At 69.0% G+C, this 21546-nt stretch carries 12 protein-coding genes; 7 read left to right on the top strand and 5 right to left on the bottom strand.

Features of this window, described 5'->3' with window-relative positions; translation table 11 throughout:
* The first annotated feature begins 172 nt into the window (after positions 1–172).
* Both ACIQ7D_RS12530 and ACIQ7D_RS12525 read left to right on the top strand, forming a co-directional pair.
* Complete coding sequence (locus tag ACIQ7D_RS12530; RefSeq protein ID WP_403936586.1) at positions 173–394, top strand: hypothetical protein; 222 nt, start codon at positions 173–175, stop codon at positions 392–394.
* Complete coding sequence (locus tag ACIQ7D_RS12525; protein WP_403936584.1) at positions 391–801, top strand: type II toxin-antitoxin system VapC family toxin; 411 nt, start codon at positions 391–393, stop codon at positions 799–801. Before ACIQ7D_RS12530 ends, ACIQ7D_RS12525 begins: the two co-directional genes overlap by 4 nt.
* Before the next feature lie 571 nt (positions 802–1372).
* On the opposite strand, the gene ACIQ7D_RS12520 is transcribed toward ACIQ7D_RS12525, so the two are convergent.
* On the bottom strand, positions 1373–1753 hold the full coding sequence (locus ACIQ7D_RS12520) for a winged helix-turn-helix domain-containing protein (protein WP_403936582.1): 381 nt from the start codon (positions 1751–1753) through the stop codon (positions 1373–1375).
* Between the two features lie 352 nt (positions 1754–2105).
* Between ACIQ7D_RS12520 and ACIQ7D_RS12515 the strand changes: the two genes are divergently transcribed.
* The 3 genes from ACIQ7D_RS12515 to ACIQ7D_RS12505 are packed head-to-tail and all read left to right on the top strand — an operon-like array spanning position 2106 to position 5232.
* Complete coding sequence (locus ACIQ7D_RS12515; protein WP_403936580.1) at positions 2106–3791, top strand: replication initiator; 1686 nt, start codon at positions 2106–2108, stop codon at positions 3789–3791.
* On the top strand, positions 3788–3976 hold the full coding sequence (locus ACIQ7D_RS12510; RefSeq protein WP_403936578.1) for a helix-turn-helix domain-containing protein: 189 nt from the start codon (positions 3788–3790) through the stop codon (positions 3974–3976). The genes ACIQ7D_RS12515 and ACIQ7D_RS12510 overlap by 4 nt, the downstream gene beginning before the upstream one ends.
* On the top strand, positions 3976–5232 hold the full coding sequence (locus ACIQ7D_RS12505; RefSeq protein WP_403936577.1) for a tyrosine-type recombinase/integrase: 1257 nt from the start codon (positions 3976–3978) through the stop codon (positions 5230–5232). The genes ACIQ7D_RS12510 and ACIQ7D_RS12505 overlap by 1 nt, the downstream gene beginning before the upstream one ends.
* A 166-nt stretch (positions 5233–5398) precedes the next feature.
* Here the strand turns inward: ACIQ7D_RS12505 and ACIQ7D_RS12500 are convergent, their stop codons facing one another.
* From ACIQ7D_RS12500 to nagB, 4 genes are all read right to left on the bottom strand, one after another.
* Complete coding sequence (locus tag ACIQ7D_RS12500; RefSeq protein ID WP_403936575.1) at positions 5399–5905, bottom strand: hypothetical protein; 507 nt, start codon at positions 5903–5905, stop codon at positions 5399–5401.
* Between the two features lie 13 nt (positions 5906–5918).
* On the bottom strand, positions 5919–12800 hold the full coding sequence (locus tag ACIQ7D_RS12495) for a polymorphic toxin-type HINT domain-containing protein (RefSeq protein ID WP_403936573.1): 6882 nt from the start codon (positions 12798–12800) through the stop codon (positions 5919–5921).
* A gap of 233 nt (positions 12801–13033) precedes the next feature.
* On the bottom strand, positions 13034–17371 hold the full coding sequence (locus ACIQ7D_RS12490) for a LamG-like jellyroll fold domain-containing protein (protein WP_403936571.1): 4338 nt from the start codon (positions 17369–17371) through the stop codon (positions 13034–13036).
* A gap of 121 nt (positions 17372–17492) precedes the next feature.
* Positions 17493–18275, bottom strand: coding sequence for a glucosamine-6-phosphate deaminase (gene nagB / locus ACIQ7D_RS12485; RefSeq protein ID WP_403936569.1), 783 nt, complete (start codon positions 18273–18275; stop codon positions 17493–17495).
* A gap of 234 nt (positions 18276–18509) precedes the next feature.
* Here nagB and ACIQ7D_RS12480 point away from each other — a divergent pair, with 234 nt between their 5' ends.
* Together ACIQ7D_RS12480 and ACIQ7D_RS12475 are read left to right on the top strand one after the other, a co-directional pair.
* Positions 18510–19583 (top strand): SIS domain-containing protein, encoded by a 1074-nt coding sequence (locus ACIQ7D_RS12480; RefSeq protein WP_403936567.1) that lies wholly within the window; start codon positions 18510–18512, stop codon positions 19581–19583.
* A gap of 409 nt (positions 19584–19992) precedes the next feature.
* Positions 19993–21498 carry a PAS domain-containing sensor histidine kinase gene (locus ACIQ7D_RS12475; RefSeq protein WP_403937001.1) on the top strand — a complete coding sequence of 502 codons (1506 nt, stop codon included), beginning with the start codon at positions 19993–19995 and terminating at the stop codon, positions 21496–21498.
* The last annotated feature ends 48 nt before the right edge of the window (positions 21499–21546 follow it).

Here is a 21546-nt window from a genome sequence, read left to right as displayed (position 1 = left end):
GTTTTCGCAGGTCATCGGCGGTTTCGGGTTCCGCTGGTGTCCGTGGTTGTGCACTGGTGTCCGGGGTTGTTGCCGTCAGCGCTGCCGTCAGAGGTATAGATCACTTGGCTACGGTTGGCCGACCGGCTCCGATCAGTTCCCGTACCTCGACGGTTGTCCCTATCCTGGCCTCATGAGCACTATGCGGGAAGAACTGCACGAGCTGATCGACCGGCTGCCGGAGTCGCAGGTCGCGCCGATACTCGCCCTCGTGCGGGAGAGCACCCCCGCCAGCGACGGCGGGGAGGAGTGGCCGCTGCCCGACTTCGTCGGCGCGCTGTCCAGCGGCAAGGGCGACCTGGGCGCCCGCTCCGGCGAGATCCTGCGGGCCGAGCTGGGGCGCGACGCCGAGTGATCATCTGGGATACCGGGGCGCTGGTCGCCGCCGCCGACGCCGACGATCAGGACCACGCCCGCTGTGTAGAGCTGATGCGCCGCACGCCTCGCCCGCTGCTGGTGCCCTACCCGGTCCTCACCGAGGTCTGCTACCTCCTGGAACGCGAGCACGGCACCCGCGCGGAGGCCGCGTTCCTCCGCTCGATCAGCCTCGGGCAGATCAGTCTGATCCCCCTGGCCGCCTCGGACATCGACCGCATGGTCGAACTGGTCGAGAAGTACGCCGACTTCCCCCTCGGCGCGGTCGACGCGTCCGTTCTCGCCGTGTCCGAGCGACTCGGCGCGGACGCCATCGCGACCTTGGACCGCCGCCACTTCAGCGTCGTCCGCCCCAGGGCGCCCCACTCCTTCACTCTCCTGCCGTAACCGGGCCGCCGCGCTGACCTGCCCGGTCGCACACTGACGTCGGCGCGATCTTGGACCGGTGCCCTGTCCGGTGCTTCCCCAGCGGCCCGGCCCGGCGGCCCGTTGGCCGGGGAGGGCGGTCCTCGGGGGCGGAGCAGTGCTGGTGTTCTCGGCAGTCTGGCGGCGCGGAGGCCGGACGGGGAGGATCCTGCCGACGGCGGGCCGCCTGGAGCATCGCTCCCCGCTGGAGGCGGTTCGACCACCGCCCTCGGTGCGCCCGCCCCGACGGGCGTGAAGGGCCGGCCCCCTGGTCGGCCCTGTGCCTGCGATCCGACCGTAGGACGGTCGCGGGCGACAACTTGCTCCGCCAGGAGCCCAGTTACGGTCAGCCCGGCGATCTGCCCGGTTGCCGCTCCCGCAGCTCTGGATCACGCCCCGGCTGCCGAGGCGGCACGCCACCTGCAGTGCAGACCGCCCGAGTGAACGGCGGACTCGTCGGCGACAGCGGCCAGCCCCGGCGGGCGGGGCCCGCCTTGAACCTCGTAGAGAAAATCTGGACGCACAGCCCTGCTCAGCGTCCCGGCACGGCGGGTCAGCGGCCCCGACCGGCACCGCCCGCTTCCAGGGCCTCGACGCGAGCACGCAGAGCGGTGAGCTGATCACGTGTCTCGGTAAGTGCCAGCTCCAGTGCCTCGACGCGCGCCGCCGTCCCGCCGACGGGCACGTTCCCCGCCTCCCCGTCACCTGAGTCGGTGTCGGCGTCGGGGTGGGCGACGAAGGCTCCCTTGCCGGGGCGGGCGATCGCGTAGCCGTCCCGCTTCAGCAGGGCCATGGCCTTCTGCACGGACAGGCTGGAGGCCCCGAACTCCGCCATCAACACGGCCTGCGTCGGCAACGCGTCCCCCGGCTTCAGCCCGCCGGAGGAGATCCGCTCCCGCAGGGCCTCGGCGATGACCTCGAACGTCAGCAGCACTGTGCTACCCGCCGGCCTGCGCCCCCGCCGCCCGACCGTCACCGCAGGTCACCCCGCCTTCTCTGCGCTATTACCACCGAAATCCGGCCCGTCCAAAACGGAAGACCGGGGCCACAGTACCCGCGTCCCCACCGGCCACCGAAATAGATGAGGAGGGATGCACTTGAATGCGCCGTTGAAGCGATGCTAACTTCACGCACCGCCGCAGGGCAGCACCGCTGACCAGGGCAGATGCCCCCGGCCCACCGCCCGCGCCCGTCATAGCACGCCCCGTTCCCTCGCGCGTCGACGCCCCTGGGGCGCCCTCAACCGCCTCCCCTCTTCTCCCGACTCCTGCCGGAGGTCTGTCCGCATGCCCGCACAGCTCCAACTCCCTTCTCCTACAACCACGTCTGCGATCTCGAACGCGGCGTTCGCCTCACCAGCGCACGGCAGGAAGGCCGACGCGCCCGTGAACAGGGGCTCGGCGCTGGAACGCCGGGCGCGGCTGACCGCCAGGCTGGCCAAACTCGCCGCCGCCGGACACCTCGTGCCCCTGGCCCGACAGATCGGCTCGCTGGGCGGCTGCGCCCGCCCGATCCGGATGACCGGCCACCGCACCCGCCTGGACGCCGCCACCGGCCAGATCCTCGCCCACCTCGAAAGCCGCCACCTGCCCGCCGGTGAACTCCTGGTGCGGTGCGGCAACCGCCGCGCCACCCGCTGCCCGGCCTGCTCCACCCGCTACCGCTACGACACCTACCAACTCATCGCCGCCGGACTACGCGGCGGCAAGACCGTACCGGCCAGCGTCTCCACCCATCCGCGCGTGTTCGCGACCCTCACCGCCCCCGGCTTCGGCCCCGTCCACAATCAGCCCGGTGCGGCCCCGTGTGTCTGCGGCACCCGGCATGGCGACTGCGACCCGTTCCTCGGCACGCCGCTGAACCCGCAGCACTACGACTACACCGGCGCGGTGCTGTGGAACGCCCACGCCCCCGCCCTGTGGTCCCGCTTCACCACCCACCTGCGCCGCGAGATCGCCCACGCCGCCGGACTCACCCAGCGCACCCTTCGCCACCACGCCACGCTCTCCTACGCCAAGGTCGCCGAATACCAAAAGCGCGGCCAGATCCACTTCCACACCGTCATCCGCATCGACGGACCCACCGGCCCCGCCAGCACCCCACCCACCTGGGCCACGACCGAACTCCTCGACCACGCAGTCCGCGCCGCCGCCAAGCGCACTCGCGTCCAGCACCAACACCGCTCCGGGGCCAGGGAGGCCAACCGGACACGGCCGCCGGAGTCGATGGTGTTCCGGTTCGGGCGGCAGATCGACGTCCGCGCGATCCGCAGTCCCGACTTCACCGGCGCCGCCCCCGTCACCGACCGGCACGTCGCCGCCTACATCGCCAAGTACGCCACCAAGGGAGCCGAAACCACCACCGGCACCCTCGACCGCCGACTCCGCTTCCTTGCCGAACTCGCCCAGTTCGACCTCACCGACCATGCCCGCCGCATGATCCACACCGCCTGGCACCTCGGTGTGCGACCCGAGTACGCCCACCTCCGCCTGCGCCAGTGGGCCCACATGCTCGGCTTCCGAGGCCACTTCTCCACCCGCACCCGCCACTACTCCACCACCCTGGCCCACCTCCGAGCCGAACGCACCGCCTGGCGAACCAACCGAACCGAAACCCAGACCCCCGCCCCGGCCCCGGCCCCGGCGTCGACGCAGTCCGGCCAGACAAGCGGCAGTCCGATCGGTGACCAGGCCCAGCACTCCACTGACCCGACCGCCGGTCACCACAACATCGCCGGTCAACGCGTGGACTCGGACACGACGCTGGTCATCTCCCACTGGCAGTACGCCGGAACCGGACTCCTGCCCGAACACGAACACCTCGCCGACCTCCTGACCGCAACACGGCAGACCCGACCCGAGCAACCGACCCGAACCCGACGCTCGGACCACTCTGGTGACCGCGCCGGTCACCCGGTCGGTCACTCCACTGACCGGCTGACCAGTGCCGTCCGGACGGGGGCCGTCGCGTGACCGCCGGCACGGAACTCCTCACCGTCCCCCAAGTCATGGAACGCCTCCAACTCGGCCGCACCGCCGTCTACGACCTCCTCCGCACCCACCAACTCCCCTCCCTCACCCTCGGCCGCGCCCGCCGCATCCCCACCCACGCCCTCACCGACTTCATCCGCACCCGCCTCGAACAGGACGCCGCCTGATGACCACACCTCGCGACACCCCCACCTCCCGCCGCAGCCGCGCCAACGGCGACGGAACCGTCTACCAGCGCAAGGACAGCCGCTGGGAAGCCGCCGGATACGTCCTCGCCCCCGGCAACACCCGCCGCCGCGTCCGCGTCTACGGCACCACCCGCAAGGAAGCACTCGCCAAGCTCACCGAGAAGGTCGCCAACAGCAACCGCGGACTTCCCGTACCCTCCGCGCAGGGCAGCCTGGCCGCGTACCTGACATACTGGCTGGAGGCCGTTGCCGTCCACCACCTCCGCGAGAACACCCACACCCGCTACACCGCCTGCGTGAACAACTACCTCATCCCCGGCCTGGGCAAGAAGAAGCTCGCCAAGCTCACCGCCAGGGACGTCCGCACCTGGCTCAACCAACTCCGCACCACCTGCCAGTGCTGTGCCCGCGGCATCGACGCCGGCCGCGATCAACCCCGTTGCTGCGCCACCGGAACATGCTGCTCCAAGCGGCTCTCGCCGCTGACGCTGGCCTACATCCACTCCGTCCTCAAGTCCGCCCTGGAACACGCCGTGCGCGAGGAGGAGATCCCGCGCAACGTCGCCCGCAACGTCCGCACCGGCACGCCTCGGCCCCGACGCTTCGAACCCCTCACCGCTGAAGAAGCCCGCCAGCTCCTTGCCGCCGCGAACGAACACCGGCTGCACGCCCTGTTCGAACTCGCTCTCCACACCGGGCTCCGCAAGGGCGAACTCCTCGGCCTCTGCTGGGAAGACCTCGACCTCGACGTGGGCACCGCCGCCATCCGCCGAACCTTGCAGCGCACCAGCGCAGGCGGGCTCACCACGCTGCCCACCAAGACGCGGGCTTCCGAGCGCCGCATCGCCATCCCCACCCGCTGCGTCCAGTCCCTGAAGCTCCACCTCGAACAGCAGCAGCGCGAACGTGCGACCGCAGGCAGCACGTGGCAGCACGACGCGCACGTGTTCACCACGCCGCAGGGGAGAGCGATCGACCCGACCAACCTCACCCGGACCTTCACCACACTCCTCCGTAAGGCCGGCCTCCGCCGCATCCGCTTCCACGACCTCCGACACTCCACCGCCACCCTGCTCCTGGAACAGGGCGTCGAACTCGTCGTGATCAAGGAACTCCTCGGCCACGCACACATCGGAGTCACCGCCACCGTCTACGCCCACGTGCGACTCCGCCTCCAGCGCCAGGCCATAGACACCCTCGGCACCGCCCTTGACGTCCCTGGCAACGACGAGTAACTCGCGACAACGGCGATGACCCGCCGCTGTGCGGAGCCACCGTCCACTGACGTTGCCGTCAACTACTGCCGTCACCCACCGCAGAAGCCCCGCCAGGACGCACCTGGCGGGGCTTCAATTTTGCTACCGCTATCCAACACGTGGATTGCAGGATCGGGCCGTGAGGCTACACCTCACCCTCCAGCCAGCGATCGAATGGTGCGGCCTCCGACAGGTCGAACTTAATCTCCTTCAACCCCCGTGCGAAGTCTTCGGCCAATTTCGAGAGCATCGCGACTAGCTCACTTTGCGCAATACTCTCGCACTCTGGGTTTGGAACCCAATTGGTCCGCGACTCGCAGTGAATCATCACCAGATCATCGCTTGGTCGGAAGGTCAAAGTCCTCTCGATGCCCTGCGAGTAAAGATCTACCTCGACTTCGCGACGTTCACGCACACTCGTCATCAGTGACGGGAACTGCTCCATGAAGGCAGACAAGTCATACCCGACATCGAGCGGCCACTCATCGTTCCCGAAACCGCCAATGTGGAATCTGCTGCCTCCAGCATCGGAGAGGGCGCTACACGCCTCCATGACGAGGGTTTCGTAATCGTCACCCGGCTCCAGACTCGCTAGAGCAGGAGCCGCAGCACCAGACTGCACGGCCGGATTGAACGACACAGAGAAGCTCATCTCTACCAGCCTCCTAGTTCGGGCCAATAATCGGGAATCCCGTCTTGTACAGTCCATTTGGACTTGGGACGATGGTAGCTGCCCGCGCTTGGGCGATACTCCCATCCGGCATGATCACCTGCCCCAACCCATCCGGAATGCGCACCGACCTGGGACCGGCCCCTTCGACATGGAGTCCCTTCAAGAACTCTGCAGCGCCGTCATTATCCAGCCATTGACCCTGCTGATTCCCGGTACTACGAGCGCGATCGGTCAGAGCCTTCGTGTTCTTCGCTCCGGCACCATGAGTCTTGAATGTGTGTCCCCACGTCTTCACGCTATTGGCGGCCCAATTTGGGCAGTTGCTGTTGTGAACGAGTACCGGAGTGGCCCCCGCCAGCACATAGTACGTGTGGATGTCGGCGACGGTCAGGTTGTACGTTCTGGCGCGCTGTTCGAACGCACGGTTCCCGGTGACGATGACCGTGGTGCCGTCGTCGGTGAGCAGAGTCATCCCCGCTTCGAGGTCTCCCGCGTCCAGCCAGCGCTTCTCGGAAGGGGACCAGAACGGGTGCTCGTACGTTGCCGTGAGTTCTTCGATGCCGTCCTCGGTCGCGATGGACAGCGTGTTGAAGTGCTTGTCGTCCTCGGTGACGATGAGGCGGGTTACTTCCCGGGGGCCGGTCTCACCCGTTTCGGGGTCCGTGGCCAGCACCATGTCACCGATTTCGACGTCTTCGATGTCCTTGGTCGTTCCGTCGGCCATGAGGACGTCTGTGCCGGCCAGGAAGCACTGGGTGCATCCGGAGCCCTTGCTCCCTGTCTTGCCCTTACCGCCAGGCGCTCCTCTTCCTGCACCGAGTGGGCCGTACGCGAAGATCTCTTCGGCGCCTGCGCGTATGACATCGGTGAAGATGTTTTTTCTGTCAGGGCATTTACTGGCTGAGCATGCACGGTAGGCGAGCATGGCGGTTGTGTAGATGTCCGGGTATTCCTCCAGACATGTGAGCCCGCTGCTTCCACACCATTCTTCCACGCGCTCGTAGAAGGCGACGATAAACGCCTTGGATACCTTTGGGGTTGTTTTGGCGGATATTTTCACCCCGGGATACACATTGATGAACCCGTCGCCGTCGAAGTCTGCGTTGTTCGAGGCCTCGATCTCCCAGTCTCCGCCGCCGCCGGGCGTAAGTGTATTGCCGGACTTACTCTTTTCCCATCTTTCTTTTTCGTCCGGTATCCACTTGTCATTCCCCTTTTCCGAGACATTGCACGGGAAAGTGATCCCGCACAGGGTGCCGCCAGGATCGCTCAGGCCGCTCGGGTCGCTATAGCTGACCGGGGAGTTGTGGGCGTAGGCGTAGCCGCTGAGGGATTCGGGGTCCTTCGGGTCGATGAGCATGTCGACGGAGACGAAGCGGCCCGTGGACGGGTCGTATTCGCGGGCTCCCAGGTGGGTGAGGCCCGTGGCCTTCGTGTCGTCCGTGCCGCCCACGAAACCCCGTGTGCCGGGCCATGCCTTCGGGGTGTCGCCCCGGGGGGCACCGAAGGGGAGGGCTCGGCGCTGAGTGAGGGACAGGTCGGCGGCGTTGATGGCGAGTTGGCCCGTGCCATGGTGGTCGGCGATGGTGAAGGACCAGGTGGCGTCGTCGTTCTGGATGCCGGCGTTGCCGCCGCCGAGTTCGACGTAGCGGGTTGCCTTCGCCTTGTCGGCGCCCTTGGCCAGGACGATTTCGGTGTGCCCGAGGTAGAGCGTGCTCTCCGTGCCGGTGCGGCCGATGAGCCGGTTGCCGTCGGCGTCGTACAGGTACTCGGTGGTCTTGGCGCCTTCGGTGACCTTGGAGAGGTGGCCTTCGGCGTCCCAGGTGAGCTTCTGACCCGGGCGGCCGGTGGTGTTACCGGTCTGGTCGTAGGTGTAGTCGTCCGTACTCGTGCCGGTGGGCGCGGTGTTGGTGACGGAGGTCAGCGAGTGCGCCAGCGGCTTGCCCGCCCCGGGGTAGGCATACGTCCGCTTGAGGTCCTTGGCGGTGTCACCGGCCGGGTTGTGCTGGGTCTCGGTCGCGCGGTTGCTTGCCTTGTCGTAGGTGAAGCTCTGCCAGTACGGCGCAGGGCCGGTGATCTTGGCCGTTGCCGGGGTGGCCGCGCACTGGGTGGTGTTCTGCGTCCAGGCCTCGGTCATGCGGCCGAGGTAGTCGTAGGTGAAGCACTGGTTGTCGGTGCCGGTGCGCGAGACGTCCGCCATCGACAGGACGTTGCCCGCCTCGTCGTAGCGGTAGCCGACACTGCGGTCGACGCCGTTCTGCTCCTCGCGGTCCACGCGCGAGGTGGCGAGCCGCTGGGTTCCCCACTCGTAGACGTTGGTGACCTGCGTCTTCTTGCCGCCGTCGGCCAGGTTCATGGCGTACTGGAGGGGTTTGCCGGTGAGGCTGTACTTGACGCTGCCGCTGATTCCGGGCCCGAAAGTGCCGGTGAGCCGCAGCGTATCGTCCTCATAGCCGTACGTGACCACGGCACCGGGCAGGGAGCCCGCCGCGGAGTAGCTGACACCTGATGGCAGCCCGGACGGCTTGAAGGTGCCGGCGGCCTGGTACGTGCCTTGGAGCTTGCCCTCGGTGGCGGGGATGACGACGGCGGACCTGGTCGCCCGGTAGAGCCGGTCGTAGGCGGTGACCTTGGACGTGTACGCCTGGTCGTTGACGTAGCGGGTGGATTCGGCGAGTTGGCCCTTGGCATCGGCGACCGTGTCGTACACCCACGCGGACCGCAGGGTGCCGGTGGACGAGCCTTCGCGCAGGGATGTCTTGCGGCCCAGGTTGTCGTAACCGCTCACCAGCGTCGTGCCGCGTGCGTCGGTGGAGGAGGTGAGTTGGCCCCGGTCGTCGTAGATTCTGGTGGTGGTGCCCTTGTCCGGGTCGACCGCCTTGGTCTGGTGACCGAACTGGTCGTAGGCGTAACTCCAGACGGCACCGGTCGGGCCGGTCATCTTCTCCATTTCACCGCGCGGGGTGTAGGAGTACGTCGTGGTGTCGTACGGCGCGTCGGCGCTGCGCTCGTGGTGCTGGAGCAGCCGGGTGGTCCGGCCGCGGGCGTCGACGACTGTGGTCGTGGCGATACCACCGACCGGCGGGATGACGGTGCTGCGGTCGCCCCCGTAGAGGGTCTTGATCGTGTTGAGCACGGTGCCACCGTCCCCGTTTCCGGCGATCTGACGGGTCTCTGTCGCGCGGCCCAGCCCGTCATAGGCGGTGCGGGTCTGGGTCTCGACGCTGAGGGCGTTCTCGGGCCGGAACAGCGTGCTCGACGGTTTTCCGGTGCTGTAGTACGGCGCGAACGTCTTGGCGGTCTGTCCCCGTTCGTCGTAGAAGACATCGGTGAGGATGCTGCCGCCGTCCGGTCCGGGAGCCTGGGTCTGGCGTTCGCGGAGGAAACCGTCGTACAGGGTGTAGGACGTGATCTGCCCACCGTTGTTGTCGAGGACCTTGGTGGCGATGGCGGTGGGCTTGCCCTCCGCGATCAGATAGCTGAACCCGTAGCTGGGCGTCTGGGTGTTGCGCCGGTCGGCGAGCCAGATGTTGCCGGCACGGCCGAGCGCGTCGTACGTGGACTCGGTGACGTTGCCGTTCGTGTCGGTCAGCTTCACCGGCAGACCTCGGGGCCCGAGGTCCTGGGTCGTGGTCTGGACGGTGGAGACGTCGCCCGCCTTGGCGGGGGGCGAGGTGGTGACGATCCGGGTGGCGAAGCCGGTGGCCGGGGTGAAGACGGTCGTGGTCGTACGGCCGTCGCCGCGGGCGGTGAGTGCCGGAGTGCCGTCGCCCTCCGCGGTGACCTCTGCGGTCAGATCGGTCGTGGTGACGACCCGGCCGTACGCGTCGTAGGTGGAGCCGCTCTCCAGGTAGGTGGCCTTGGTGCCGTTGTGGCTCTTGAGTGTCGCCTTGGCCGTGATGTCGCCCTTGGTGGGCGCCGCCCCGTACGCACCGCCGTCGTAGGCGGTCCGTACGTCGGAGATGACGTCCTTCGTACGGTCGGGCGTTGCGTCACAGGTCGCGGCGACGGTCTCGACGCGGGAAACCGCGTTGAGGAGGCCGGTGTCTCCCTCGGCCGCGTAACTGGTCCGGGTGCACTGGTTGTCGGAGGCGGTGGCGTGGTCTCCGAGATCGTGGACCTGGATCACCCGGCCGGCGACGGTGTCCCGCTTGGTAGCGGTGGAGGTGACGCGCCAGGACGCGCCGGCGCCGTCGTCGAGCGACTGCCAGCTCTTGGTGGCGGAGGTGCCGGTGAAGTCGGCGGTCACCGTGCCCCAGTCGCGTACCTTCTTCGCCGTCTCGTGGTGCCAGGGACGGCTGACCGACTTGGCGAGGACCTTGCCGCCGGGCTTGTCGAAGGTGACGGTCTTGTAGTTGAGGCCGGCCGTCGAGGGGTGTTCGGTGATCGGATCGCCTTCCCCCTCGCCCAGGGAGACGGATACCGCCTTGGTGCCTCCGCTCTTCTTCTCTCGGTCTCCGTCCATACCGCGCAGGAAGTACGTGTCCTGCTGGGACTTCATGGCCGAGGCGTCACCCTGTCCGCCCGTCTGTACCCGGACGTGACCGTAGCCGCGCCACTGGGACCAGGTGCGGTGCTTCTCCTTGGTCAGCCCGTCGTCCTCGTCGAAGTGCCAGGCCGCGCCGTCCAGATACTGGTAGCGCGTGACGCTGTCGGGCGCGCCGCCGGTTCGGTCGGTGCCGGTGACGGAGGTGACCACGTACTTGTTGAACCACTGCATCGGCTCGTTCGAATCGCTGTCCCCGATGTACTGGGGGAAGCACCGGGTGGTGTTGGTCTCCGGAGTGGGCAGGGCGTTCCAGTCACAGGTGGGCGCCGAGTAGTTGACGTCCGTCTGGCCGCCGGACTCGTCGGACACCGTGGACAGGCGGCTCTTGATGAACGGTGCGTAGCCGTCGCCTGTCTTGTCGAGACGGTTCTCCAACTGGGTGTAGGCGAAGGTCGTCTTCGGCAGGGTGATGGTGGGTGCGGCCGACTCTCCGGTGTGCTGGACCGAGTCGAGCAGGAGTTGGTAGTCCGTGTCCGCCATGCCCCAGCGGTGGCCCAGCCGCCAACTGTCGGCCTTTGCGTACGTTCCGTCGTTGGCCAGGGTCTGGGTGGTGACCTCGGTCAGGCGCTTGCGAGTCCAGAACGACGGCGAGAGGCGGCCGTTGTCGCACTTGGCGCCGGGCGCGCAGTTGAGGTCCCAGGGAGTGTCGTACCAGTAGAACGCTTTGTCGCCGATGGTGGAGGCGTCGCAGGTCACCCCCGACTGCGGCAGGCAGCGCTCGGCGTTGGTGAAGACGACCTGTGCCAACGGCTTGTCCGCGAACATGCGGTTGGACTTCAGCCCGTAGTCGATGCGCTTGAGGTGGCCGCCACGGGTGTACGTCGTGTTGTCGTCGGCCTTGAGGTTGCGGCCGTAGGAGTTGGACTCCTTGGTGTAGTGATAGGCGATGGCGTTGCCATGGGTGTCGACCGCGTAGTCGAGGTTCCAGCGCCAGGCCTGCTGGCACCAGGAGTCCTTGAAGGTGTCGGCGTGACACTCCTCGCCCGTGTTGTTCCCGAAGACGGGGGCGGTCCAGGTGGAGTCGGTGGTCTCCTTGCCCTCGGTCCAGCCCGGCATCCGGTTATAGCCGAAGTAGTAGCGGATGCCGTCCGGGGCGGTCAGGCGCCAGTATTCACCGTCGTTGTCGCCGTTGTCCCGGTTGGTGGACCGCAGGCGGGTGATCTTTGTGCCGTCGTCCTTCTTGAGCTTGAACTCGTCCTTGCTGACCGGGACGAGCTCGCCGCCCTTTCCGTTGAAGGAAAGGAAGGCGTTGTCGTAGGCCCAGCACAGGTCCCCGGGCTTGTTGCCGTCGGCGTTCTTTTCGCCGTCGTCGGAGCAGGGCTTGTAGCGGCGTTCGATGGAACCGGGCCACAGGTCGAAGCCGTCACCCGCCCAGGAACCCTGGTTGTTCGTGCTTCCCGTCCGTCCGTCGACATTGCCCGACGCGTACGAGAGCCCGACCTTCGGCATGAGGCTGCCGGGCACATCCGGTACCGGCATGTCGTAGGACCAGGAGAAATCGCCGGAGTTGAGGTTCGTGTTCCAGGAGGAGGACGCGGACAGGGCGGTGGCTTTGTAATCGCCCTTGTCGCCTTCCGCCGCCGCTACCGCTGCCAGGACCGTGGGAGTTCCCGCGGCCCTGAGCGGGACGGCGGGAGCGGTCAGCGTCTGTGCCGCGGTGTCATTGGCGGCGGCGACGGGAGTGGAGGTACGGCAGGAGTCCTTGGCGGGGGCGGTCAGCGCGCAGGACGGGAGCTCGATCAGCCGCATCCGGGAGGCGTACGAACCGCCGAAGGCTTCCGCGAAGTCCGCGTAGTCGACACTGAGGGCGACTGCGGCCTTCTCTCCGCTCCTCGTGCCCGCTTCCCGGGCGGGCGCCGTCGCCTCGACGCTGAAGAGCAGGCCCTTCACACCGGCCCGGTCGGCCTGTTCACGCGAGAACACGCGCGTGGCCACCGTGGACGGTACGGCGCGCTTCGGCGTCGCCTTCGTACGCGACGACTTCGCGGAGCCGGAGCCGGGCGCGGACGCCGCGTCGGAGGGATCGGGAGCCGCGACGGCGAGGGGAGTGTTTCCGGCCTTGGCGAAACCGCTCTTCCCCTCGGCGCCGGCACCCGGGACGCGCACCACGGCGGAGGACGCACCGGGCCAGGACGCGCGCGGCGCCCGGAGCGGCCCGACGGGCTGCGAGGGTCGGGTACGAGGGATGGCCTTGGCACCGTACGAACCGGCCACCGGCTTTTCCGCTTCCGGCAGACCGGGCAGGTTGTTGCTCGCCGCCTGAGCGGGTATCGCGGCACTCTGCAGAATGGTGGCGACCATCACCGTGGAGACGGCCAGGGACATGCGCCGGAGTAGCACCCCGGAAAGTCGAGTGGAGCGGGATCTCATGTGGGTGTCCATCGCTGCCGGGCGCCGCATGCCCGTAAGAAGGCGGGCACGGCGCGAACCATGAAGGAAGGAGAAGGAAGGAGGAGGAGCGGAGTGAGGATGAAAGCAGGGAAGAGGGGAGGGGCAACGAAAGGAGCGTCTGGCGGGGCGCGCTCGGACAGACCGGTCGGACGCGCCCCGCCCGGAGATCAGCCGCCGGAGGGCACCTCGGTGGGGATGTCGAAGAACGAATTCGTCATTTTCTCGACCTGGACATCACTGAGAGCCCCCTGGAAGGTCCATACGTCGTCGACCGAGCCGGGGAAGTACTCGCCCCACTTGCCCGCCGTCTTCACCCTGCCGACCTGGAGGGATTTCCCGGCCTTGAAGGTCAGTACGTCGTCGGCCCAGGAGATGAGGTCTTCGCACGACGTGTCATCCGTCGGGCCGTCGCCGTCCTCGTCACCGCACGCGGCTTCCTGGAGGACGCCGTTGACGTACATGCGGGCCTCCTTCGCGAACCCGTCGTAGACCACGGCCAGATGGTTCCAGTCACGCATGTCGTAGAACTCGGTGTTCCCCACCAGCCGGACGGTCGCGTCGCTGCCGTCCGAGTCGGGCAGCGCCACCTCCCACCGCCCCAGCCCCTCGGCCTGCTTGCTGTCGGGAACGAAGCGGAGGCCGAACGCGCTCCGGTCGGTGCCTTCGCCACTCATGACCGTCACAGGCTTGGTCGGAACCGCCGCGCCGCGGGCCCACGCGGTGACGGTGAAGCTGGAGCTGGTGTCGATGGGGACCGTGCTGGTGGCGGCGTAGTCGTCGACACCGTCCAGTTCCAGTCCGCTGGAGTCGATCATTCCGGTGCCGATCCGGGCTCCGCCCGACAGGCTCAGGGGGTTGTTCTCGTCGGAGAGGTCGGGCGTGGTGGCCGGAGTGGCGCTGTTGGCCCCCTCGAAGTTCCAGCGGCCCTTGACCACCGGGCTCTGCTTGAACAACTGCCGTACCTCGTCCGCCGAGACCGGCCGGTCGAAGATCTTCACCTCGTCGATCTGGCCGGGGAAGGACGAGTCGGGCTCGCCCTCGTAGGAACCGGCGCCGATCTGGACCTGGCCTCCCGCGTACCAGGTTTCGGAGACGGCCGCGCGGCCCGCCTCGACGCCGTTGACGTACAGGGTGAGCTGGTTGGCGACGGTGTCGTGGACGCCCACCAGGTGGGCCCATTCGCCGCCGTACGCGGTTCTGCCCTCGGCCTGCATGGCGCGGATGGCGTTGGAGTCGGGGGTGTCGGAGATGTACTGGTTGAAGACCCACCGGTCGTAGGAGCTGGAGTAGTACAGCTCGAAGCCGGATTTGTGGTCCCCGGCCTGCGTCGCGATGATCGCCGCGTGGTCGGGCTTGGTCTTGGAGAGTTTCGCCCAGGCCGAGACCGTGAAGCTGCGCCGGTTGTTGACGTGCGGTGCCGCGGCGGTGGCGTAGTCGTCCTTGCCGTCCAGCGTCAGCGCCTTGCCGGTCATCCCGGCGCGGCCCGGGGTGGCGCCGCCCTTGAGGACGGCCGGGTGGACGTCGGCGCGGCCGGTGACGCGGGTCGCGTCGGCCGGTTCGTCCAGGGGGAAGACCGCGCGGGCCGGGCGGCCCGTTCCGATGGGCTGCTTGGTGTGCAGGCGGGTGACCTCGGTGGCCGTGAGCGGCTTGTCGTAGATCCGTACGTCGTCGATGGTCCCCGGGAAGAACGAGGCGGGCCGGCCGCTGTACGAGCCCGCGCCGATCTGGAGTCCGCGGCGCGCGTCCCACGGCGTGGTGTACGGGGTCGTGCCGACCAGCTTCCCTTGGACGTACAGCTTCAGCTCGCCGTCGGTCTGGCTGTACGTACCGGCGAGATGCGTCCAGGTCCCGGCCTTCGCGTCGCCCGGTGTCGTCGACATGACGCGTACCGCGTTGGAGTCCGCGGAGTCGGCGAGGTACTGGTTGAAGACCCAGCGGTCGTAGGACTTGGAGTAGTACAGCTCGAAACCGGGGCTGTGATTGCCCGGCTGCGTGGCGATGATCGCCGCCGTGTCCGGCATCCTGGACAGCTTCACCCAGGCCGCCGCGGAGAAGCCGCTCTCGGTGGCCACCGTGGGGATGTCCGTCTGCGCGTAGTCGTCGACCCCGTCGAACGAGACCGCCGTGCCGATCGCGCCCGCCACCCCCGGTGCGGCGCCGCCGCGCAGCTCGGCGACGCGGGAGCCGGCCGTGCCCTCGGCCGAAGTGGCGCCGGTCGGGTCGTCGAGGTTCCAGGCGGCCCGCTCGGGCTGGCCGGCCTTGACCCGGTACTGGTAGGTGCGGATCTCACTGCCGTTGCCGGCGGTGTCGAAGGCCTGGGCGGTGACGAAGTTCAGCCCGGGCTCGGAGGGCAGTACTTGGGTGGTCTTCGCCGCGCCGCCCGTGGTGGTCAGCGCGTTCTTCGAGGACGGGTCGGTGTTGACGCCGAACCAGTACCTGACCACGTCGCTGTCGGCGGCCTTCAGTTCGAACGCGCCGTACTTGCCCACCCCGTCCGACCACGGGTCGTCCGGATCCTCCGGATCGGAGGCCGGATACTCCCCGGAGGTGATCGCCGGAGCCCGGGGCACACTCGTGTCGTACGTGAAGTAACAGCCCGTGGGATCCCCGGCGGTCGACCAGGGGGAGTACTGCGCCCCGTCGTACGAGCGCACGTACCAGGCCACCTGCTTGTTCTTCGGGATCGACGACGGCAGCCCGATCGAGAAGCTCGACCCCGACGGCTTCGCCGTGGTGCGGGCGGGGCTCCAGCGGGCCACCATCCCCTTGCCGTCCCCGGTGTCCCAGGACGCCTGGAACTGCACGGAGACGTTGTCCGCGTCCGGGTCGGTCACCTTGTTCGCGTAGATCTTGCCCAGGGTCCGCACCCTGGCCGCGCTCGCCGGCTTCTTGCAGGTCCCGCCGTACTCCATCGCGAGCTGCGACATCTTGATCTGCGGGGGCGGACGGTTGTACTTGACTCGCAGATACGCCTTGTCCGAGAAGCGCTTCCAGCCGTACGCGTCCGACTCACTGGCCGCGCGCAGCCCGAACGTCATCGTGGACCACTTGCCGTTCGCGGCTTCCTGCACGGCCGGCTTCACGTCGAACTCCGCGTCCTTCGCCGCACACCCGTCGTAGCCGTAGGCGAAGGAGCTGGATCGCAGCTCCTTGATCCAGAAACCGGGGGCCTTCTGCGAATTCCACGTCGTCGAGGAGGAGATGTCCTTCGTACGCCACAGCTCCACGCTGCGCGCGCCGCACGACGCCGACCAGGTGTTGCGCACCACGAACTCGGCCGACAGGACCGTCTTCCCGGCGAACTTCGAGGTGGGGATGCGGTAGAAGAGCCGCTTGGTGTCGTTCGGCTTGCAGTAGTCCCAGTTGCAGTAGCCCATACCGGCCGTCGACTCGCCGTTGAACTTCCACTGCGGGGACGACGCCCAGTACTCCGAGGCCATCGTCCAGGCCGACGCCCGCGGCGAGTACCACTGCGGGTCGATGAACACCGGGTACACGGTGTCCGCGCCCGACAACACCTCGGTGTCCGGAGTCAGTACCAGGGCGTCGCCCGTCGCGGGCACGGCCACGTCCACGGCCGCCAGCTTGCCCGACTCGCTCGCGCCGGGTTCCCGCGCCGCGCCTTCGCCCTCGCCGCTCCCGACGGCCGCCCGCCGGCGGGCCGGCCCCGTACCGTCGCCGGCCGGGGTGCTGGAGTCCCACATCATCGGCTTCGGCGCCTCGAACACCGCGCCCCGCGCGCCCTGGTCGACCGCTTCGAGGCCGCCTTCCGCCGTCTCGCGTACGTCCACGCCTTCCGCGGCGAGGTCGAGACGGAGCGCGGCCAGCTTCTCGCTCGCCGCGGCCTCGGCCGTCTTCACGACGAACAGCTGGGTGAAGCCGTCCTCCTGCGCGCCCATCCGCAGATCGACTCCGGGGAGCACGTCGCGGTACGTGGCGGTGGAGCCGTCAAGATCCGGCGCGGGCAGGGAGCCGGGCCAGGAGAGCGCGACCTCGCGCCCCGCCTTGTCCATCCGTACGAGCGGGTCCGCACCCCCGGACGAGAACCGGATCCCCACGGTGGACACCTTCGGGGCGACCGTTCCGTCAGGGGACTTGGCCAGCTCGGTGTCGACGGGCCGCCACGCGCCGTCGACGCGGGCCCGTACGGGCCGCAGATACTCGCGCGCTTCCAGGGCGCCGTCCGGGGTGGCGAACACGTCGCTGTGTTCACCGCGGAGGGACGCGATCTCGACCGGCTTGCCAGAACGTTTCGCCTCGGCGAGCGCACCGTCGGTGGTCGCCTCCGCGCCGGCCTCGCCGTCGCCGGAGTCCTGGTTCGCGTGGGTGGCCGGCGTGGAGCCGGCAGGCGCGGGAGCCGGTCGTGCGGCGGCCGGCAGAGCGGTCAGCGGGACGAGACCCGCCGCCAGCACGACGGCGAGCCCACACACCAGGCCTCCCGCGTACGGCGGACCGCGCCTGCGTCTCTTCTCCCGGACATCACGATTTCCCCACACCCCACCCATGGATCCCCGCCCCAAGCCTCACAGGAAGTACATAACTTCGCTGAGTTAACTGCTCGTCGCGCAGGGTTGTCAATAGAGATCTTTGGGCCTACCCGGGCCGAGCCGGGGCGGGGTGAAGCTGTCAGATGCCCTGCCAGTCCGGCTTGGACGCGAACGTCGCGCGGAAGTAGTCGGCCAGTTTCAGCCGTGAGGCCGCCGCCTCGTCCACGACCACCGTCGCGTGCGGGTGGAGCTGGAGCGCGGACGCGGGGACGAGGGCGGCGACGGGGCCCTCGACCGCCTGGGCCACGGCGTCCGCCTTGCCCTCGCCCGTGGCGAGGAGGACCAGGTGGCGGGCTTCCAGGATGGTGCCGATGCCCTGGGTGATCACGTGGTGGGGGACCTCGTCCGGGCTGTCGAAGAAGCGCGCGTTGTCCTCGCGGGTCCGACGGGTCAGGGTCTTGATCCGGGTGCGGGAGGCGAGCGACGAGCAGGGTTCGTTGAAGCCGATGTGGCCGTCCGTGCCGATGCCGAGGAGCTGGAGGTCGACGCCGCCCGCCTCGGCGAGTGCCCGGTCGTACGCCTCGCACGCGGCCTGTACGTCCTCGGCGCTGCCGTCGGGGCCGAGGAAGGCGCTCGGGTCCAGGCCGAGCGGTTCGACGACCTCGCGCAGGACGACGGAGCGGTACGACTCCCGGTGGCCCGGCGGCAGGCCCACGTACTCGTCGAGCTGGGCTATCCGGGCGGCCGAGGCGTCCACGGTGCCCGCCCTGACCTGGGCCGCCAGTGCCTGGTAGACGGGCAGGGGGGTGGAGCCGGTGGCCACGCCGAGCAGGGCGTCGGGCTTGCGGCGCAGCAGTGCGGCGATGCTGTCGGCGATGAGTGCGCCGCCCGCGGCGGCGTCCTGGACGATGACCACTTCCACGCTGGGCCCTGCCGTTCTGATGGGTGAGTCTCTTGTGGTATAGACCAATTCTAGCAGAGGGGGCCTGATCGATTCTTCGATCGGGCGAAGGAGAGAGGCAAGGGAGAGAGACAAAGGAGAGAGGTAAGGGAAAGAGGCAAGCGGGCGCGGAGGCGGCCGAGCCCGGTGGCGGGGGCTCCACCGGGCGTGTTCGACTGGTGACCGGGGGCGTCAGTGACTTGGAGGACACCCAGCATGTCTGCCGCGTTTCCCGCCGGGCCGAGCGAGTACCCGGGCCGCATCATGTCCACCGAGGTGCTGGAACAGCCCGCGGTGCTGCGGCGGGTGCTCGGCGAGGGGGCGCCCCGGATCCGTGAGGTGGCGGACGCCATCGCGGCGCGTAAGCCCCGTTTCGTGCTGCTCGCGGCGCGCGGCACGTCCGACCACGCCGCGCTGTACGCGAAGTACCTGCTGGAGATCCGGCGCGGGCTGCCCTGCGGGCTCGCGTCCATGTCCACCATGACGGCGTACGGCGCGCGCCCCGATTTCGCCGGCGTGCTCTTCGTCGGCGTGAGCCAGTGGGGCGGCTCGCCGGACCTGGTGGCCGCGACCTGGGCGGCGCGGGAGGCGGGCGCGGTCACGCTCGCGGTGACGAACAACCCGGACTCGGCGCTCGCGGCCGTGGCCGAGTTCCATATCGACGTCCTGGCCGGCGCGGAACGGGCGCTGCCCGCCACCAAGTCGTACACCGCCTCCCTGCTCGCGCTCTACCTCTTCGCCGAGGGGCTCGGCGGCGTCGACGGTACGGGCGCCGCGTCCGCCGTACCGGACCTCGCGGACCAGGTCCTCGCCCGGGGCGAGGAGGTGCGGGCGCTCGCCACCCGCTACCGGTTCGCCGGCGGGATGGCGGTGATCTCGCGGGGGTACGGGTACCCCACGGCCAGGGAAGCGGCCCTGAAGCTGATGGAGACCAGCTATCTTCCCGCGCTCGCCTACTCCGGCGCCGATCTGCTGCACGGCCCGCTCGCCGTGATCGACAACCGGACACCGGTGATCACCGTCGTCCCCGAGGGAAAGGGCGGCGAAGTCCTCCGCCCGGTCCTGGACCGGCTGCGCGGCCGGGGCGCCGACCTGTTCGTGGTGGGCCCCGCGGCGCGGGTCGGCGCCGCCTCGGCGGGCTTCGTCCTGCCGGTGGAGGGGGTGGGGGAGGAGCTTCAGCCGCTCCTGGAGATCCTGCCGCTCCACCTTCTGGCCTACGAGATCGCGCTCGCCCGGGGGTACGACCCGGACGCTCCCCGGACGATGGCCAAGACGCCGGAGTCGAGCTGAAGGGTCCCGGAGTCGAGCTGAAGGGCCCCGGAGTCGAGCTGAAGGGCCCCCTGGTCGAGCCGAGGGCCGTAGGCCGTACCGGCCCCGGACACACCCGCGGGCCGCGGCGCCGCGACGGGACCCTCAACCCGTACGGCACCGCAGCCCGGAGTTGCTACGGCCGACAGGTGTGCGGTCCCGGCGGCCGTGGGGAGAGGTTCCGCCGCAGTCAGGGCAGAGAGCGCCGGCACCTCGCTCCACCCTCCTGTGCGGGGAGGGCGGAAGTCTGTTGCACCCATTGTGGACTAGACCATTCAGAGGTGTCCATGCCCGCGGTGCGTACGGTGAGCCTAATTCGCCGCCTACCCTCCGGTACAGACCACGGGCTCCCCCGATCCGTTCCGCGGGTACGCTCGCACGTGTGCCCTCCATGAACGAACTCGTACGCCAGCACACAGCCCTCGGTGAATCCGACCTGGAGTGGCTGCATCTGCTGGTCTCGGAGTGGCAACTGCTCTCCGACCTCTCCTTCGCCGACCTCGTCCTCTGGGTCCCCACCCGGGACGGCACCCGCTATGTCTCCGTCGCCCAGATGCGGCCCAACACCGGGCCCACCTCCTACCAGGACGACATGGTCGGCCATCTCGTGCCGCGCGGGCGCCGGCCCCTGCTGGACGCCGCGCTGGACGAGGGGCGGATCGTCCGGGAGGGCGACCCCGAGTGGCGTGAGGAGGTGCCCGTACGGGTCGAGTCCATCCCCGTACGACGCGAGGGCCGGGTTCTCGGGGTCATCGCCCGCAACACCAACCTGCTCACCGTCCGCACCCCGAGCCGGCTGGAGCTGAGCTACCTCCAGTCCGCCTCGGACCTGGCCCAGATGATCGCCGCCGGGTCCTTCCCCTTCCCCGGCCAGCAGGTCGACATGGACGCCTCGCCCCGCGTCGGGGACGGGCTGATCCGGCTCGACGCCGACGGGGTCGTCCAGTACGCCAGCCCCAACGCGCTCTCCGCGTATCACCGGCTGGGACTCGCGTCCGACCTGGTGGGACAGCATCTCGGCCGGGCCACCGACCAACTCGCGCCCGCCCGCGGCCCGGTGGACGAGGCCATGGTCAAACTGGCCAGCGGTTACGCGCCCCGGGAGACCGAGGTCGAGGGGAACGGCGGCGTCATCCAGCTCCGCACCATCCCGCTCAAGCCGAAGGGCACCCGGATCGGCTCCCTGGTGCTCCTGCGCGATGTGACGGAACTCCGTCGCCGCGAGCGCGAGTTGATCACGAAGGACGCCACCATCCGGGAGATCCACCACCGGGTGAAGAACAACCTCCAGACGGTCGCGGCGCTGCTGCGCCTCCAGGCCAGGCGGATGGACTCGGTGCGGGGCAGGGAAGCCCTCAACGAGGCGGTGCGGCGCGTCGGTTCGATCGCGATCGTCCATGAGACGCTGTCTCAGAACCTGGACGAGCGGGTGGAGTTCGACGAGATCGCCGACCGGGTGCTGGCGATGGTGGCGGAGATCTCGCCAGGCAAGATCCTCTGCCGGCGTACGGGACGGTTCGGCATCCTGGACGCCGAGGTGGCCACCCCGCTCTCCATGGTCCTCACCGAAATCCTCCAGAACGCGCTGGAGCACGCCTTCGCGCCGGGGGAGGAGGGCCGGGTGGATGTCTCCGCGGTCCGCAGCGGGGACTCGCCGGCGAAGAAGCAGCGCCGTACGGGCACCTCGGGCACATCGGACACCCGGCTGATGATCACTGTCCAGGACGACGGGCGCGGGCTGCCCGAGGGGTTCGATCCGCAGCGGGCCGGGAATCTCGGGCTCCAGATCGTACGGACGCTGGTGGAGGGCGAGTTGGGCGGCACGTTCGACATGGTGCCCGCGCCGGTACGCGGCACGCGCGTCCTGCTGGACATTCCGGTGGAGCCGCAGAAGTAGCCGCGCCACAGAGAAGTGGCCGCGCCGGCGGAGGTACGTACCCGGTCA

Origin of the sequence: Streptomyces sp. NPDC096310, from assembly GCF_044763125.1 — a bacterium.
Lineage (GTDB): Bacteria > Actinomycetota > Actinomycetes > Streptomycetales > Streptomycetaceae > Streptomyces.
Note: the sequence above shows the minus strand (reverse complement) of the source record. Positions and strands in the feature narration are given on the sequence as shown.